At 72.3% G+C, this 16,110-nt stretch carries 15 protein-coding genes; 12 read left to right on the top strand and 3 right to left on the bottom strand.

Translation table 11 applies throughout. The features are described from left to right. Positions 1–70 precede the first annotated feature (70 nt). On the bottom strand, positions 71–988 hold the full coding sequence (locus VSH64_RS20565; protein WP_326837256.1) for a ferritin-like domain-containing protein: 918 nt from the start codon (positions 986–988) through the stop codon (positions 71–73). Positions 989–1,122: 134 nt separating this feature from the next. On the opposite strand from VSH64_RS20565, the gene rimP reads away from it, so the two are divergent. From rimP to rbfA, 6 genes are all read left to right on the top strand, one after another. Further along, on the top strand, positions 1,123–1,671 hold the full coding sequence (rimP, locus tag VSH64_RS20560; protein ID WP_326837255.1) for a ribosome maturation factor RimP: 549 nt from the start codon (positions 1,123–1,125) through the stop codon (positions 1,669–1,671). Beyond that, positions 1,668–2,714 (top strand): transcription termination factor NusA, encoded by a 1,047-nt coding sequence (gene nusA / locus VSH64_RS20555; protein ID WP_326837254.1) that lies wholly within the window; start codon positions 1,668–1,670, stop codon positions 2,712–2,714. The genes rimP and nusA overlap by 4 nt, the downstream gene beginning before the upstream one ends. Beyond that, positions 2,711–3,097: a YlxR family protein gene (locus VSH64_RS20550; RefSeq protein WP_326837253.1), complete on the top strand. Its 387-nt coding sequence runs from the start codon at positions 2,711–2,713 to the stop codon at positions 3,095–3,097. Before nusA ends, VSH64_RS20550 begins: the two co-directional genes overlap by 4 nt. A gap of 120 nt (positions 3,098–3,217) precedes the next feature. Further along, positions 3,218–6,271 (top strand): translation initiation factor IF-2, encoded by a 3,054-nt coding sequence (gene infB, locus VSH64_RS20545; RefSeq protein WP_326837252.1) that lies wholly within the window; start codon positions 3,218–3,220, stop codon positions 6,269–6,271. Positions 6,272–6,434: 163 nt separating this feature from the next. After that, positions 6,435–6,728, top strand: coding sequence for a DUF503 domain-containing protein (locus VSH64_RS20540; RefSeq protein ID WP_326837251.1), 294 nt, complete (start codon positions 6,435–6,437; stop codon positions 6,726–6,728). A gap of 30 nt (positions 6,729–6,758) precedes the next feature. Continuing rightward, on the top strand, positions 6,759–7,262 hold the full coding sequence (gene rbfA / locus VSH64_RS20535) for a 30S ribosome-binding factor RbfA (protein ID WP_326837250.1): 504 nt from the start codon (positions 6,759–6,761) through the stop codon (positions 7,260–7,262). Positions 7,263–7,439: 177 nt separating this feature from the next. Here the strand turns inward: rbfA and VSH64_RS20530 are convergent, their stop codons facing one another. Next, positions 7,440–7,904, bottom strand: a complete 465-nt coding sequence (locus VSH64_RS20530; RefSeq protein WP_326837249.1) for a MarR family winged helix-turn-helix transcriptional regulator — start codon at positions 7,902–7,904, stop codon at positions 7,440–7,442. Positions 7,905–7,977: 73 nt separating this feature from the next. Between VSH64_RS20530 and VSH64_RS20525 the strand changes: the two genes are divergently transcribed. Continuing rightward, complete coding sequence (locus VSH64_RS20525) at positions 7,978–8,949, top strand: amidohydrolase family protein (protein ID WP_326837248.1); 972 nt, start codon at positions 7,978–7,980, stop codon at positions 8,947–8,949. Positions 8,950–8,974: 25 nt separating this feature from the next. Here VSH64_RS20525 and VSH64_RS20520 read toward each other — a convergent pair whose 3' ends face one another. Next, positions 8,975–10,012: a TRM11 family SAM-dependent methyltransferase gene (locus tag VSH64_RS20520; protein WP_326837247.1), complete on the bottom strand. Its 1,038-nt coding sequence runs from the start codon at positions 10,010–10,012 to the stop codon at positions 8,975–8,977. Between the two features lie 25 nt (positions 10,013–10,037). Here VSH64_RS20520 and VSH64_RS20515 point away from each other — a divergent pair, with 25 nt between their 5' ends. The 5 genes from VSH64_RS20515 to VSH64_RS20495 all read left to right on the top strand — a co-directional run bounded on the left by VSH64_RS20515 (position 10,038) and on the right by VSH64_RS20495 (position 16,080). After that, complete coding sequence (locus VSH64_RS20515) at positions 10,038–11,063, top strand: DHH family phosphoesterase (RefSeq protein WP_326837246.1); 1,026 nt, start codon at positions 10,038–10,040, stop codon at positions 11,061–11,063. Continuing rightward, on the top strand, positions 11,056–12,180 hold the full coding sequence (locus VSH64_RS20510) for a cytochrome P450 family protein (RefSeq protein WP_326837245.1): 1,125 nt from the start codon (positions 11,056–11,058) through the stop codon (positions 12,178–12,180). The genes VSH64_RS20515 and VSH64_RS20510 overlap by 8 nt, the downstream gene beginning before the upstream one ends. A 115-nt stretch (positions 12,181–12,295) precedes the next feature. Next, complete coding sequence (locus VSH64_RS20505; protein ID WP_407655657.1) at positions 12,296–13,627, top strand: MATE family efflux transporter; 1,332 nt, start codon at positions 12,296–12,298, stop codon at positions 13,625–13,627. Positions 13,628–13,649: 22 nt separating this feature from the next. After that, complete coding sequence (locus tag VSH64_RS20500) at positions 13,650–14,468, top strand: PhzF family phenazine biosynthesis protein (RefSeq protein ID WP_326837244.1); 819 nt, start codon at positions 13,650–13,652, stop codon at positions 14,466–14,468. Positions 14,469–14,754: 286 nt separating this feature from the next. Continuing rightward, on the top strand, positions 14,755–16,080 hold the full coding sequence (locus VSH64_RS20495; RefSeq protein WP_326837991.1) for an MFS transporter: 1,326 nt from the start codon (positions 14,755–14,757) through the stop codon (positions 16,078–16,080). The last annotated feature ends 30 nt before the right edge of the window (positions 16,081–16,110 follow it).

Genomic DNA, 16,110 nt, shown 5'->3' with positions numbered 1-16,110 from the left:
GCCCCCGGCACCGACGAAAAGGGCCGTTCCCGATCACCCGGGAACGGCCCTTTTTCACGTCACCTGAAGCTCAGGCCGGCTGCCCCGGCATCGCCAGCGCCGTCGGCTTCTCGCCGGCTTCCTGCCGCCAGGGTGTGCCGCGCCGGGCCGCCGCGATCAGTGCCTGCAGCGCCATCTTCCGCAGCCCCGCGTCGTCCGTGTGGGTGACCACACCGAGCCACGCTGCCGCCGAGTCCTCCTCGGCGCTGGCCACGAGCGCCGAGGCCGAAGCCGTGTCGTTGACCGGTTTCGGCGGCACGTAGGCCGCTTCCGGCGCCACCGGCGTGCCGCCGGCGGACTCGATCATCTGGGTGACGACATCGCGCCGAGCGGTGTGCTCGGCGCGTCCGGCCTTCAGCGCGTCGCCGAACTCGCCCGGCAGGAACGCCGTGACCAGGCCGTACACCCACAGCGCGGCGTGCTCCGAAGCGAGCGCCTTCTGCAGGGGGTCGACGGCGTCGGAGGACAGCTTGCCGGTGGGGGCGACCGGGGTCTGGGCGTCGTCGCCGGGGCCGAGGGTCGCGGCGAGGCGCTGCAGGCTCGCGCAGCCGGCGGCGACGCCCGCGACCAGGCCGGCGCGGTAGGCGGGCAGCGTGGGCACGAGGTCCTCGGCCTGCTTGCGGGCCGTGGCCAGGCGCGCCTTGAACGCGCCGAGGTCCGCGGGCGCGGCGGGCGGCGTGCTCGCCTGGGTCGGCCGGTTGAGGCGCTCGACCTCGGGTTTGAGGGCCGCGGCCTGGGCGGCGCGCGCGTCGGCGACCTGCCCGGCGACCCCGCCGCCGAGGGCTCTGGCCGCGGTCGCGTCCGCGTCGGCGGCGGACAGCAGCGGGGCGAGGGGGTCGGGGGTCTCGTCGTATCCCCCGGAACAGGCCGCGAGCGGGAGGGCCAAGGCGGCGACGGCGCCCAGGCGCAGAACGCCGCGCCGGGAAAGGTCGGTCGGTCTTGCGGTCACGTCGGCCCATCCTGCCAGGCCCGGCACCGGCACCGCCGCTCGCGCGTCCCCGCGGGGTCGCACGATAAGCTGGTCCACCACCGACCACAGTCGTGACCAGCCCGCGTCACCTCGGCCGAACAGGAGTGCTCCACGTGCCCAACGAACTCGCCAGCCGGCTTCAGCCGATAGTGGCCGAAGCCGTCACCGCCGCGGGTTTCGACCTCGACTCGTTCGAGGTGCAGCAGGCCGGCCGACGGCAGCTGGTCAAGGTCGTCGTCGACTCCGACGACGGGGTCGGGCTGGACGAGGTGGCCGAGATCAGCCGCAAGGTGTCGGCGGCGCTCGACGAGAACGAGCACGTGCTCGCGAGCGCCTACACCCTCGAAGTCACCTCGCCGGGCATCGACCGCCCGCTCGCGCAGCCGCGCCACTGGCGGCGCGCGAAGTTCCGCCTGGTCCGCATCACGCCCGCCGACGGCGCGGAGTTCGTCGCGCGCGTGGGCCACGCGGGCGAAGAGCGCGTCACGGTCCTCTTCGAGGGCCGGTTGAAGGAAGTCCACTACAAGTCGGTGGCCAAGGCCGTGGTGGAGATCGAGTTCAAGCAACCACCCGTCGACGAACTCAAAATGTTGGAAGAAGACGCGTCCGGCAAGAGCAGCACCCCTGCCGGCCAGACCGAAGCGAAGGAGGAGCCGAAGTGAACGTGGACATCGCCGCGCTGCGGGCGATCGAACGGGACAAGGACATCCCCTTCGACACGGTGATCGAGGCCATCGAGACGGCCCTGCTCACCGCCTACAAGCACACCGAGGGGCACCAGCCCCACGCGCGCATCGACATCGACAAGAAGAGCGGCCTCGTCCGCGTCCTCGCCCACACCCTCACCCCCGAGGGCGAGGTCGACGAGGAGTGGGACGACACCCCCGAGGGTTTCGGCCGTATCGCCGCCACGACCGCCCGTCAGGTGATCCTGCAGCGGCTGCGTGACGCCGAGCACGAGAAGACCTTCGGCGAGTTCTCCGCCAAGGAGGGCGAGATCGTGGCCGGCGTGGTGCAGCGCGACGTGCGCGCCAACGCCCGCGGCATGGTCGTGGTCCAGGTCGGCGACACCGAGGGCATCCTGTCCTCGGGCGAGCAGGTCGCGGGGGAGTCCTACGAGCACGGCACGCGCGTGAAGGCGTACGTGCTCGGTGTCTCGCGCAGCAACCGCGGCCCGCAGATCATGCTCTCGCGCACGCACCCGAACCTGGTGCGCAAGCTCTTCGCGCTCGAGGTGCCCGAGATCGCCGACGGCACGGTCGAGATCGCCGCGGTGGCGCGCGAATCGGGCCACCGCACCAAGATCGCGGTGCGCTCCACCGTGCCCGGGGTGAACGCCAAGGGTGCCTGCATCGGCCCGATGGGCGCGCGCGTGCGCAACGTGATGAGCGAGCTGGCCGGCGAGAAGATCGACATCATCGACTACTCGGAGGATCCGGCCCGCTTCGTGGGGAATGCACTGTCCCCCGCGAAGGTTGTCTCCGTACGTGTCGTGGACGAGCGGGCGAAGACGGCGCGGGTCGTCGTGCCCGATTTCCAGCTCTCGCTCGCCATCGGCAAGGAGGGCCAGAACGCGCGGCTCGCGGCCCGGCTCACGGGCTGGCGCATCGACATCCGCAGCGACGCGGCACCGGTCGAACCGGAGGGTGAGCAAGACCACTCCGGCCAGGCGCGGCCCGCCGCGACAACCGGTTCGGCTGAGTGAAGGTCGAAGCGCTAGACTCATCAGTGGTTCAGGAGCCGCCGCGGACACGTGGCGACACGACCGACCTCCAGCGTCACCGGCACTTCCCGGTACGCACCTGTGTCGGTTGCCGGCAGCGGGTCCTGAACGGTGAGCTGCTGCGAGTGGTCGCGGTGGCCGGGCGGTTGGTCGTCGACGAAGGTCGGCGGCTGCCGGGGCGGGGCGCGTGGCTGCATCCCACTCCCGGTTGCCTGGCCAAGGCCGAGCGGAAGCGGGCGTTCCCCCGGGCACTTCGGTCCCAGGGTGCGCTCGACGCCGCGAGGCTGCGCGAACACGCGGCCTTCGCGACGCCCACCGTGCTCGCCACGGAGATCGGTTCCGGGACATCCCCGGACCCACAGTGAACAAGGAAGCAGGTCGACCCGTCATGAGTCAGCCGTGAAGCCGACGCCATGAACGCGCGACGATAAGGACGAGGTCAGCGGGTCTCTTCACCGCCTGGCCTCCCCTAGATGAGGAGAGCTGTGCCAGGCAAGGCCCGCGTACACGAGCTCGCGAAAGAGCTCGGCATCACCAGCAAGGAAGTTCTCGCCAAGCTCAAGGAGCAGGGCGAGTTCGTGAAGTCCGCGTCATCCACGGTCGAGGCGCCCGTCGCCCGCCGTCTGCGTGACGCGTACCCCGCCAAGGGCGGGAAGAAGTCCGGCCCGACGCCCGGCCCGCGGCCCATGCCGCCCGCCGGTAATTCGAGCACGCCCAACGCTGCCCCGAGCGCTCCGCAGGCCCCCCGGCCCGCCACGCCCGCTCCGCAGCCGACCCAGCAGCAGGCTCCCGCGGCGAAGGCCGCGCCGGCTGCGCCCCAGTCCGGTCAGCCGAGCCAGTCCGGCCCGCGTCCGGCGACTCCGGGCAGCCGTCCCGGCCCGGGACCGCGTCCCGGCCCGCGTCCGGCGACCCCTGCTCCGGCCCAGCAGCCGCAGCAGCCGGAGCCCCAGGTTCAGGCCCCCGCGGCCAAGGCCGAGCCGTCCGGTGGCACCACCGCGGCGCCGAAGCCCGCTCCGAAGCAGGACGCCGCTTCGTCGTCCGGCTCGGTCGTGCCGCCGAAGCCGCAGGGCCCCAAGCCCGGCGGTCCCAAGCCCGGCCCGCGCACCCCGCGCGTCGGCAACAACCCGTTCGGCGTCGGTTCCGGCGCCCCGGCCCCGCGTCCGCCGGCCCAGCGCCCCGGTCCGGGTCAGGGCGGCGACAACCGTCCGCCGCGTCCCGGCGGTGCCGGTGGCGGCGGTGACCGGCCCGCGCCGCGTCCCGGCGGTGGCGCCGGTGGCAACCGGCCGAGCCCGGGCAACATGCCCCCGCGGCCGAACCCCGGCATGATGCCGGGCCGTACCCCGCGTCCGGCCGGTCCGGGCGGTGGCGCCCGTGGCGGTCCCGGCGGCGGAGCCCGTGGTGGCCCCGGTGGCGGCGCCCGTGGTGGGCCCGGCGGCGGTGGCGGCGGCTTCCGTCCCGGTGGCGGCGGCGGTGGCGGTGGCTTCCGCGGCGGTCCCGGTGGCGGCGGTGGCGGTGGCGGCTTCCGTCCCGGTGGTGGCACGGGTGCCCCCGCCGGCGGTGGCGGTGGCTTCCGCGGTGGCGGCGGCGGTCGTGGCGGCCCCGGTGGCCGTGGCGGTACCGCGGGTGCCTTCGGGCGTCCCGGTGGTCCCTCGCGCAAGGGTCGCAAGTCGAAGCGGCAGAAGCGCCAGGAATACATGGACAACATGCAGGCGCCCAGCGTCGGCGGCGTCCGTCTGCCCAAGGGGCAGGGCGAGACGATCCGGCTGCCGCGTGGTGCCTCGCTGACCGACTTCGCCGAGAAGATCGACGCCAACCCGGCTTCGCTGGTGCAGGTGCTCTTCCACCTCGGCGAGATGGTCACGGCGACGCAGTCCGTGTCCGACGACATCCTCGAGCTGCTCGGCGGCGAGATGAACTACGTCGTCCAGGTCGTGTCCCCCGAGGAGGAGGACCGCGAGCTGCTGGAGACGTTCGACATCACGTATGGCGACGACGCGGGTGGCGAAGAGGACCTGCAGGTCCGGCCGCCGGTCGTGACCATCATGGGTCACGTCGACCACGGTAAGACCCGCCTGCTGGACACGATCCGGAAGACGAAGGTGCGCGAGAGTGAAGCCGGTGGCATCACCCAGCACATCGGCGCCTACCAGATCGAGACCGAGCTCGAGGGCACGCCGCGGCTGATCACCTTCATCGACACCCCGGGTCACGAGGCGTTCACCGCCATGCGTGCCCGTGGTGCGAACTCGACGGACATCGCGGTGATCGTGGTGGCCGCCGACGACGGTGTGATGCCGCAGACGGTCGAGGCGATCAACCACGCGCAGGCCGCCAAGGCGCCGATCGTGGTCGCGGTCAACAAGATCGACAAGGAAGGCGCCAACCCGCAGAAGATCCGCCAGCAGCTCACCGAGTACAACCTCGTGGCCGAGGAGTACGGCGGCGACACGATGTTCGTGGACATCTCCGCGCGGGAGAACATCAACATCGACAGCCTCCTCGAGGCGATCCTGTTGACGGCCGACGCGGCGCTGGACCTCCGGGCCAACCCGGCCATGGAGGCCCAGGGTGTCGCGATCGAGGCGCACCTCGACCGCGGCCGCGGTCCGGTGGCCACGGTGCTGGTGCAGCGAGGCACGCTGCGCGTGGGCGACTCCGTCGTCGCGGGCGACGCCTACGGCCGCGTCCGCCGCATGGTGGACGAGCACAACGTGGACGTCACCGAGGCGCTGCCCTCGCGTCCCGTCCAGGTCATCGGGTTCACCTCGGTGCCGGGCGCGGGCGACACCTTCCTGGTGGTCGACGAGGACCGCGTCGCCCGGCAGATCGCCGAGCGCCGCTCCGCTCGCACCCGCAACGCGCTCAACGCGTCGCGGCGCAAGCGGGTCAGCCTCGAGGACCTCGACTCCGCCTTGAAGGAGACGAGCAGCCTCAACCTGATCATCAAGGGTGACAACTCGGGTACCGTCGAAGCGCTCGAGGCGGCACTGCTGCAGCTGGACGTCGGCGACGACGTCGAGCTGAACGTGGTGCACCGCGGTGTCGGTGGCGTGACCGAGTCGGACATCGACCTGGCGACCGCGTCCGACGCGATCGTGCTCGGGTTCAACGTCCGGGCCCAGGGCAAGGCGACCGAGCGGGCCACCCGCGAGGGCGTCGACGTCCGGTACTACACGGTCATCTACCAGGCGATCGACGAGATCGAGCAGGCCCTCAAGGGCATGCTCAAGCCGGAATACGAAGAGGTCGAGCTGGGCCGCGCGGAAGTCCGCGATGTCTTCAAGTCCTCCAAGATCGGCACGATCGCGGGTTGCCTGGTCATGTCCGGAGTGATCCGGCGCAACGCCAAGGCGCGCCTGCTCCGCGACGGCACCGTCGTCGCCGAGAACCTGCCGATCAGCTCGCTGCGGCGGTTCAAGGACGACGTGGTGGAGGTCCGTGAAGGGTTCGAATGCGGTCTGACGTTGGGTTCGTACAGTGACATCAAGGTCGACGACGTGATCGAGACCTACGAGCAGCGGGAAAAGCCCCGTTCGTAACGGCTCGTTGGGGAGAGGGGCGTGCTCGCAGGCTGCGCTCGCCCCTCTCCCGCCGTTACGGTGTCTCCTGGGGGTCGAACCCCCAGACCCCCGCCAGGGGCAAGCCCCCTGGACCCCCGGGGGTGGTTGCGTTGCGTTTGTCGCGTTGTCTTTTAGGGAGACTATGTACGTCGGAGCTCTCGAGCTCGACATCCTGCTCGACGACGTCCACTCGTTGAAGCAGAAGCGGTCCGTGATCAAGCCGGTCGTGGCGGAGGTGCGCAAGCGCTTCGCCGTGTCGGTGGCCGAAGCCGGCCACCTCGACCTGCATCGGCGTGCCCTGATCGGGGTGTCCGTCGTCGCCGCGGGTGGCGAGCACGTGCGAGACGTGCTCGACTCCTGTGAGCGGTTCGTGGCGTCGCGACCGGAGTTCGTCCTGCTGTCGGCGCACCGCCGGCTGCTGGGTCCGGACGACTAGACCTGAGAACAGTTCAGAAGGAGACGTTCCATGGCCGATCCTGCTCGGGCTCGCAAGCTCGCCAAGCGGATCTCGCAGATCGTGGCGTCGGCGATCGAACACGACGTGAAGGACCCACGGCTGGGCGCCGTGACCATCACGGACACCAAGATCACCGCGGACCTGCACGACGCCACGGTGTACTACACGGTGCTGGGCGAAAGCCTCGACTCCGAACCGGACTTCGCGGGCGCCGCGGCGGCCCTCGAGTCCGCGCGCGGAGTGCTGCGCACGAAGGTCGGGCAAGGCACGGGGGTCCGCTACACCCCCACCCTCACCTTCATGGCCGACAGCATCCCCGACGACGCCCGTCGCATCGAGGAACTGCTGGCCAAGGCCCGTGAGGCGGACGCCGAAGTGGCCCGCCGCGCCACCGGCGCCCAGCACGCCGGCGAAGCCGACCCGTACAAGGCGCCCCGCGAAGACGACGACCTCGACGAAGCCGAGACCGCCGCTGACGCGCCCGCCGAAGCCGAAGAGGAGACCCGAGGCTGAACCGCTCCGGAGGCCCCCCGACGTCCTACGACGCGACGCGCTGTTCCGTGGCGCCGCGCCGTTCGTCGCCACCTCCACCGGGCGCTCCGCCCCGCTGGGTACGCCGCCCGCGGCTGCCCCGCCCACCAGGCCGCCGGCCCTGAACTCACGAGTTCGGGGCCGGCGGTTTTTCGTATGTCAGTCGGCCGGCTTTGTCGCCGTCACCGCTTCAGTCAACGCACCCAACAGCTCCACCACCCGAGGCTGCAGCTCCGCCGGCAGCAGGTCCCACGCGGCGCGCTGGTTGTCCCGCAGGCGGGTGCGGGCGCGGTCCCAGTGGGCGCGGCCGCGGTCGGTGAGGGCGACGACCACGCGGCGGTCGTCGTGGGGGTGGGAGGTGCGCTGCACCAGGCCCGCGGATTCGAGGGCCTTCACCGAACGCGTGACGGTCGGCTGGGCGAGCCGGGCTTCCTGCGCGAGCTCGCCGATGGTCATGGCGCCGAGGCGGGCCAGCGGGGTCACGAGCTGGGCCTGCGAGTCGCTGAGGGCGGAGGCGGCCGCGGCCTGGGCGTCGAGGCGGGCGCGGTTCGTGCGCATGGCCGAGTAGAGCGCGTTGCAGGCGTCGGCGAAGGCGTCGACGTCGGTCTCGGGGGCTCGGGTCACCCGGAAAGGGTAGATCACCACAAGTCCATAGCATGCTATGTTCGATGGACCGGAATCGGGAGGAGCAAGCAGCATGGTCCGCAAGATCGCCCTCGAAGAACACTTCGGCACCAGCGACCCCGACCTCGTCGAGCAGTCGCGCGAGCACTTCACCGAGCGGACGTGGCCGCCGCACCGCCGGCGGTTGCTGGACATCCAGGACGAACGGCTGCGGCTGATGGACGAGGCCGGCATCGAGCTGGTGGTGCTTTCCCTGCTGGCGCCCGGAATCCAGGCCCTGCCCGACCGCGCGCAGGCCGTGGACTGGGCGCGGCGCACCAACGACGTCGCGGCCGAGCACGTGCGGCTGCGGCCCGATCGCTTCGCCGCGTTCGCCGCGCTTGCGTTGCAGGATCCGGAAGAGGCGATCGTGGAGCTGCGCCGCGCGGTGACCGAGCTGGGGTTCAAGGGTGCGCTCGTGAACGGGTTTTCCGAAGTGGACGGTGACCGCACCGCCTACCTCGACGAGCCGCGGTACCGGCCGTTCTGGGCGGCGGTGGAAGACCTCGGCGTGCCGGTGTACCTGCACCCGCGTGATCCGTTGCCGCGCGACAGCCGGATGCTCGAAGGCCACCCGTGGCTCTACGGCTCGGCCTGGGGCTTCTCGGTGGAAACCGGCACGCACGCGTTGCGGCTCATGGCGAGCGGCCTGTTCGACGAACACCCGGGGGTGCAGGTGATCTTGGGGCATCTCGGTGAGCTGCTGCCGTTCAACATCTGGCGCACCGACCACCGGTTGAAGGTGAAGCCCGCCGGCATCCCCGCGCGCCGGCCGCTGCGCGACTACCTGCGCGAGAACTTCCACCTCACCACGAGCGGCAACTTCGCCACGCGCGAGCTGCTGTTCACGATCGACGAGGTCGGCGCCGACCGGGTGCTGTTCTCCGCCGATTACCCGTTCGAGTCGATGACCGAGGCCGCCGCGTGGTTCGACGCGCTGGACCTCGACCGCGAGGTGCACGAGAAGATCGCGGAAGGCAACGCGCGCAAGCTGCTCGGCCTCTGACCCGAGCCCTGGCCACAAAGGACAGTCAGACCGGTTTCGCCGCCACCACGAGATCACGCTCGATCGCCTGGTCCACGCGGTGCCCGAACTCCTCGTACGGCCCGCCCTCGCGCACGTCGAGCCCGGCCCGCGCGAGCACCGCCACGAGCTCCTCGCGCGGCAGCACGTGGGTGTTCCACGAGATCCCGAGCGCGCCGCCGGGGCGCAGCACCCGCGTCCACACGGGAACGGCCGCCGCGAGCAGGTCACGCGGGCTGCGGGTGAGGCCGGCTTCGCGGTGGCTGCCGTGCTGCACGCCGTACGGGGCGTCGGTCACGATCACGTCGACGGAGTTCGCCTTGAGCACCTCGTCGGTGGTGAGGGTGTCGGCGTTGAAGTAGGTGAGCCGGCGCGTCTGGCCGCCCTTGTAGTCGTCCTTGTCGAACGCGTACTCGACGTCGAGGCGGCGCCCGAGGCGCACCTTGTTGCGCCGCAGCTGCCCCGAGTCGGCGGTGTGCTTCACGCGTTTGGTGCGCAGCCACGTCTTGATGAACTGCTCGTAGGCCTCGAAGTCCTTGCCGTCCACGTCGAGGCCGGTGGCGTCGAAGCCGTACATCACGGCCTGGTTGAGCGTGGTGCCGCGCCCGCACAGGGGATCGAGCAGCGTCCGCGGCCGTTCGAGCCACCCGGTCGGGTCGGCCGAGGCGAGCAGCGTGACGTTGAGCAGCAGCTTGGTGAACTGCTCGTTGGTCTTGCCCGCGTACTTCTGGATCGTGAGCAGGTCGGAGTCCGTTTTCGCCAGCGGCCGCACCAGAACCGGCCGCAGCACACCGTCGCCCAGCTCGAACAGCGCGTAGAGCGAGGACAGGTTGGACAGCAGCGCGATGGCCCGCTCCGACAGCGGTTCGGGGCTCGCGAACGTCACGTAGCCCACGCCGCCGAGTTCGAGCTCATCGGCCGCCGACAGCCCGCCGCCGAGCCCGGCCGCGCCGAACACCGCCAGCTCGGCCCGCAGCAGCGCGGGTGCCGAGGCGGCGTAGACCCGGTTGGCGGACGGGTGGACGAGGATCGCGTACTCAGGCATTCCGCAGAGCGTAGCGTGACGCACTGTGACAGCTATTTTGGCGCAGGACATCGAAGCCGCCGCCGCCCTGCTCGCCGGGGCCACCGACGTGACCCTGCTGGGCCACGTGCGCCCCGACGCCGACGCGCTGGGCAGCGCCCTGGCGCTGGGCCACGTGCTGCACCGCCGCGGCGCGCGCGTGCGGGTGTCCTTCGGCGAGCCCGACGAGGCCCCCGAGACCCTGACCTGGCTCGACGTCGACGGCCTGCTCACCCGGCCCGGTGACCTGCCCGAGTCGGAGCAGCTGCTCGTCGCGCTCGACACGCCGGTGCCGGCGCGGCTGGGCCGGCTCGCGGGGCGGGTCGACGCCGTGCGCGCCGCCGGGGGAGCCGTGCTGGTGGTGGACCACCACGCCACGAACGCCTACTACGGCACGCACCACGTGGTCGACGAGGCCACCGAGGCCACGGCGGTGCTCGTCGCGCAGATCATCGAGGCCATGGGCGTGGAGCTCGACGAGCCGGCCGCGCGCTGCCTGTACGCCGGCATCGTCACCGACACCAGCGGGTTCCGCCGCGCCCGCCCCGAAACGCACCTGATCGCCGCGCGGCTGCTCACGGCCGGCGTCGACCCGACCGAGGTCGCGCGGCGGATCGTGGACGATCACCCGTTCGCCTGGCTGCCGATGCTCTCGGCCGTGCTTTCGGAGGCGGAGCTGGAGCCGGAAGGCGCGCAGGGCTTCGGGTTCGTGCACGCGGTGGTGCGCTCGGCCGTCGCGGCGACCGTGCGCGCGGAGGAGGTCGAGTCGGTGATCGACGTGGTCCGCGCGACGCGGGAGGCCGGCGTCGCCGGGGTGCTGAAGGAGTTCGGGCCGAACGGCGATGGTTCCGTGTGGACGGTGTCGCTGCGCTCGGCCGGCCGGGTCGATGTGTCGGCGGTGGCGGCCGAGTTCGGCGGTGGCGGGCACCGGATGGCGGCGGGCTGCACGATGGCGGGCAGCTCGGACGACGTGCTGGCGAAGCTGCGGGAAGCACTCGGCCGCGCGCCGCTGCTGGCAGCCAAGCGTGCCTGAACCTGTCCGGTTCGACGACGAGTTTCTGGCCGACCCGGTGTGCGCGTATGCCCGGCTGCGCGCCGCCGGGCCGGTGCACCGCGCGGAATCGCCCGACGGCGCGCCGGTCTGGCTGGTCACGCGCTACGCCGAGGTGAAGGCCGGCCTCGGCGACCCGCGGCTCTCGCTCGACAAGGCCCACTCGTCGGGCGGGTACCGCGGTCTCGACCTGCCGCCCGCGCTCGACAAGAACCTCCTCAACCTCGACGCGCCCGAGCACACCCGCCTGCGCCGGCTGCTGGGGCGCGCGTTCACGCCGCGGCGGGTCGAGGCGTTGCGCCCCGAGGTCACGCGCATCGCCGAGGAGCTGGCGGACGCGTTGCCCGCGCGGGCCGATCTCATGGACGGCTACGCGGTGCCGCTGCCGATCACGGTGATCTGCGTGCTGCTCGGGGTGGCGCCGGCCGATGTCGCGGAGTTCCGCACGTGGACCGACGCCGTGCTGACGCCCGTCGACCCGGGGGCCGCGCGCGAGGCGATGCGGTCGTTGTACGGCTTCGTGGTGGGGCTGATCGCCGAGAAACGGGCGGCGCCGGGGGAGGACCTGCTCAGCGTCGTCGCGCCGGACCTCACCGACGACGAGCTGCTCAGCGCCGCGTTTCTGCTGCTGCTCGCGGGATACGAGAACGTGGTGCACACACTGGGCAACGGGCTGCACGAGCTGCTCACGCGGCCGGGCACCGCGCCGGGTCCGTCCACTGTGGAGGAAATCCTCCGCTACGCGGCGCCGGCGCAGCTGGCGATCCGGCGGTTTCCGCTGCGGGACGTGGAAATCGGCGGCACCACGATCCCGGCCGGCGACACGGTGCTGCTCGCGCTCGCGTCGGCGCACCGGGACGAGACCGTGTTCGCCGACCCGGACGGGTTCGACGCCGAGCGCGCCGACAACCCGCACGTGGGGTTCGGCCACGGCCCGCACTTCTGCCTCGGGGCGCCACTGGCGCGGCTGGAGCTGGAGATCGGCTTCGGCACGCTGCTGCGCCGGTTCCCCGCGATGGCGCCGGCGGGCGAGCCGGTGTGGCGCTCGTCGTTCCGCAGCCGCGGCCTGGCGCACCTGCCGGTGATCCTGCGCGCTTGACGCCCGAATTGTCGGTGGCGGTGGTTACTCTCCCTGGGTGCCCGATGAAGCCCCGCCTGCTGTCTCTTCGAACGATGCTGTCTCCTCGAACGATGCTGTGCCCTCGGATCCTGCCGTGCCTGCCGATGCCGCGCTGACCTCCGACGACCGCATCCCCGCCCGGCGCGTGCTGGGGCTCGCCGTGCCGGCGCTCGGGGTGCTGGCCGCCGAGCCGCTGTACGTGCTGGTCGACACCGCGGTGGTCGGGCACCTCGGGGCGCTGCCGCTGGCCGGGCTCGCGCTGGGCGGGGTGGTGCTGTCGCAGATCTCCACGCAGCTCACGTTCCTGTCCTACGGCACCACGTCCCGCACCGCGCGGCTGCACGGCGCCGGCCGTCGCGACGAAGCCGTGCGCGAGGGCGTGCAGGCCACGTGGCTGGCGGTGCTCGTCGGCGTGGTGCTGCTGGTCGCGGGCCAGCTGCTGGCCGGGCCGATCGCCCGCGCGCTTTCGGGCAGCGACGAGATCGCGGACGCGGCCGTGTCGTGGCTGCGGATCGCGCTGTTCGGGGCGCCGCTGATCCTCGTGACCATGGCCGGCAACGGCTGGATGCGCGGCGTGCAGGACGCGGCGCGCCCGCTGCGTTACGTGCTGGCGGGCAACGGCATCTCGGCCGTGTTGTGCCCGTTGCTCGTGTACGTCGCGGGGCTGGGCCTCGAGGGTTCGGCGATCGCGAACGTGGTGGCGCAGGTGATCTCGGCGTCGCTGTTCTTCGCGGCGCTGGCGCGCGAGCGCGTGCCGCTGCGGCCCGACTTCGGCGTGATGCGGGCGCAGCTGAAGCTCGGACGCGACCTCGTGCTGCGCAGCCTGGCGTTCCAGGCCTGCTTCGTGTCGGCGGCGGCGGTCGCGGCGCGCACGTCGACCGAGGCCGTGGGCGCGCACCAGGTGGTGCTGCAGCTGTGGACGTTCCTCTCGCTGGTGCTCGACTCCGTCGCCATCGCCGCGCAGTCGCTGGTGGGCGCGGCGCTGGGCGGGGGAGCGCAGCGGCAGGCGCGCGGGGTCGCGTCGCAGATCGTGGCCTACGGGCTGGTGCTGGGCTGTGTCCTGTGCGCGCTGTTCGCCGCGCTGTGGAGCACGCTGCCGCACGCGTTCACCTCGGATCCGGGGGTGCTCGCGGAAATCCCGCACGCGTGGTGGTTCTTCGTGGCCCTGCAACCGACCGCGGGCGTGGTCTTCGCGCTCGACGGAGTGCTGCTGGGCGCCGGCGACGCCGCGTTCCTGCGCACCGCCACGTTGATCAGCGCGGGCCTGGGGTTCCTGCCGTTGATCTGGCTCTCGCTCGCGTTCGGCTGGGGGCTCGCGGGGATCTGGACGGGGTTGTCGCTGTTCATGGTGTTCCGCCTGGCCGCCGTGCTGGTCCGCTGGCGTTCGGGCCGTTGGGCGGTGGTCGGCGCCGTCCGGGCCGCCTGAGTCCCGTGCCAAGGTGGGGCTCATGCGCTTCAGCCAGGTCGACGTTTTCACCGACGAGCTCACCTTCGGCAATGCCCTCGCCGTGGTCCACGACGCCGAAGGCCTGTCCGACGAGCGGATGGCCGCGTTCGCGCGGTGGACCAACCTCAGCGAGACCACGTTCCTGCTGCCGCCCACCCACGCTTCGGCCGACTACCGCGTGCGGATCTTCACCGTCGAACGCGAGCTGCCCTTCGCCGGGCACCCGACGCTCGGCACCGCCCGCGCCTGGCTCGAAGCCGGCGGCGTGCCGAAGGGCGCCGACGTCGTGCAGGAATGCGGCGCCGGCCTGGTCCGCGTGCGGCGCACCGGCTCGCGCCTGGCCTTCGCCTCGCCACCCCTCACCCGCGGCGGCCCGGTCGCGCCCGAAGACCTCGCCGCGGTCGGCAAGGCCCTGCACCTGACCCCGGCCGACATCGTCGACGCCCGATGGGCCGACAACGGCCCCGGCTGGCTCGCCCTCCTCCTTCCCGACGCCGCCACCGTCCTCGCCGTCGAGCGCGACGTCGCGGAGCTCGGGAAGTACAAGGTCGGCATCGTCGGCCCCCACCCGGCCGGCGCGGAGGTGGCGTTCGAGGTGCGCGCCTTCACCGGCCTGGTCGAAGACCCGGTGACCGGCAGTCTCAACGGCGCCGTCGGCGAGTGGCTCATCGGCGCCGACCGTGCGCCCGCGTCGTACGTCGCCGCCCAGGGCACCCGTCTCGGCCGCCGCGGTCGCGTGTACGTCGACCAGGCGGACGGCGAGGTCTGGGTGGGCGGGGACACGGTCGTCGGCGTGTCGGGGGAGGTCGCGCTCGGGTGATCGGGCGCGGCCGGCCGAGTCCCGATCAGGCCGCGGGCCCATCGAAAACCGCGTCGATCCACTCGCCGCCGCGACCACCGACCCGACTACGCCCACCCGCAGAACCCGGCCACACTGCCCCGAACGAGTCACCACCACCGGCCCGCACTGCGGTGTTCGAGTGGTGTTCGGGTGATGTGGTGGATCCCACCCGGATAACGGCTATGTTTCGACCTTGCTGAGGCGATACAACAATCGAGGCGGCAGCGTCGTCGTCTTTTCCCGACGATCGCTACCCGCAGGAGGAATTTTGTCGCCCGGCCGCGCCACTGTCCGGTCCTGGCTCATCTGGCTCACCGCCGTCGCCGTGTACTTGCTCGCCGTGTTCCACCGGACGTCGTTCGGGGTGGCGGGGCTGGAGGCGGCGCACCGGTTCGGTGTCGGCGCCGCGGCGCTCGGCACCTTCACCGTGTTGCAGGTCGGCGTCTACGCCGCCATGCAGATCCCCACCGGCGTGCTCGTCGACCGCTACGGGCCGCGCCGCGTGCTCACCGCCGCCGTGCTCATTCTGGGCTCAGGGCAGCTGCTGCTCGGGTTCGCCGAGAGCTACGGCGTCGGCCTGCTCGCGCGCGGTGTGCTCGGCTTCGGCGACGCCCTCACGTTCGTGAGCGTGCTGCGCCTGATCGCCGCGCACTTCCCGGCGCGGCAGTACGCGCTGATCGCCACGTTCACCTCCGCCGTGGGCTACCTCGGCAACCTCGCCGCCACCGTGCCGCTCACGCTGCTGCTCGCCGGTCCCGGGTGGACGGTCACGTTCGTGTCCGTCGGCGCTCTCACGGTGCTGTTCGCGGTGCCGGTGGTGCTGCGCATCCGCGACACGCCGCCCGGCGTCCCGGTGCCCGAGCGCACGCCCGTGCACCCGGCGCTGCTCGCGCGCCAGATCCGCGCCGCCTGGCGGGTGCCCGGTACCCGGCTCGGGTTCTGGACGCACTTCTCCACGATGTTCGCCCCCAACGTGCTCACGTTGCTGTGGGGCGTGCCGTTCCTCGTGGAGGGCCAAGGGATCCCGGCCGCGACCGCGAGTGCCGTGCTCACGGTGTTCGTGTTCGGCTCGCTGGCGGGCGGCCCGGTGCTCGGCACGGTGATCAGCCGCCGCCCGGAGCTGCGGATGCCGATCGTCGGCGGGTATCTCGGCACCGCCGCCGTGACGTGGGCCGTACTGCTCGGCTGGAACGGCCACATCCCGCTCGGCGTGCTGGTGCCGGCGTTCGCGCTGCTGTCGCTCGGCGGCCCGGTGTCGATGATCGGCTTCGCGCTGGCGCGGGACTACAACCCGCTCGAGCGCGTGGGCACGGCGACCGGCGTGGTGAACGTCGCGGGCTTCGTGGCCACCACGGTCACCTCGCTCGTGGTCGGCGTGCTGCTGCAGTGGACGGGCGGGAACTTCCGCGTGTCGCTGCTGAGCATCGTGGTGGTGCTCGCGCTCGGCACGTGGCGGATGCTCGTGTGGTGGCGCCGCGCCCGGGCCCACGTGTTCGCCGCCGAAGCGCGCGGCGAGGACGTGCCGGTGCGGCTCACGCGGCGGCGCTGGGACGGTGACGTGCTGGCCGAACCCGTGGCCGTCGCGGCGTGACCACGGCCCGACCGGCACCGGCGGTCCGCA

Origin of the sequence: Amycolatopsis rhabdoformis, assembly GCF_035918295.1 — a bacterium.
GTDB lineage: Bacteria > Actinomycetota > Actinomycetes > Mycobacteriales > Pseudonocardiaceae > Amycolatopsis > Amycolatopsis rhabdoformis.
Note: the sequence above shows the minus strand (reverse complement) of the source record. Positions and strands in the feature narration are given on the sequence as shown.

What these genes read in the sequence shown, in the direction of transcription:
- VSH64_RS20540 (WP_326837251.1), top strand. Translation starts at nt 6,435, where the DNA reads ATGTACGTCGGAGCTCTCGAGCTCGACATCCTGCTCGACGACGTCCAC.
- VSH64_RS20525 (WP_326837248.1), top strand. Translation starts at nt 7,978, where the DNA reads ATGGTCCGCAAGATCGCCCTCGAAGAACACTTCGGCACCAGCGACCCC.
- VSH64_RS20500 (WP_326837244.1), top strand. Translation starts at nt 13,650, where the DNA reads ATGCGCTTCAGCCAGGTCGACGTTTTCACCGACGAGCTCACCTTCGGC.
- VSH64_RS20520 (WP_326837247.1), bottom strand. Translation starts at nt 10,012, where the DNA reads ATGCCTGAGTACGCGATCCTCGTCCACCCGTCCGCCAACCGGGTCTAC.
- rbfA (WP_326837250.1), top strand. Translation starts at nt 6,759, where the DNA reads ATGGCCGATCCTGCTCGGGCTCGCAAGCTCGCCAAGCGGATCTCGCAG.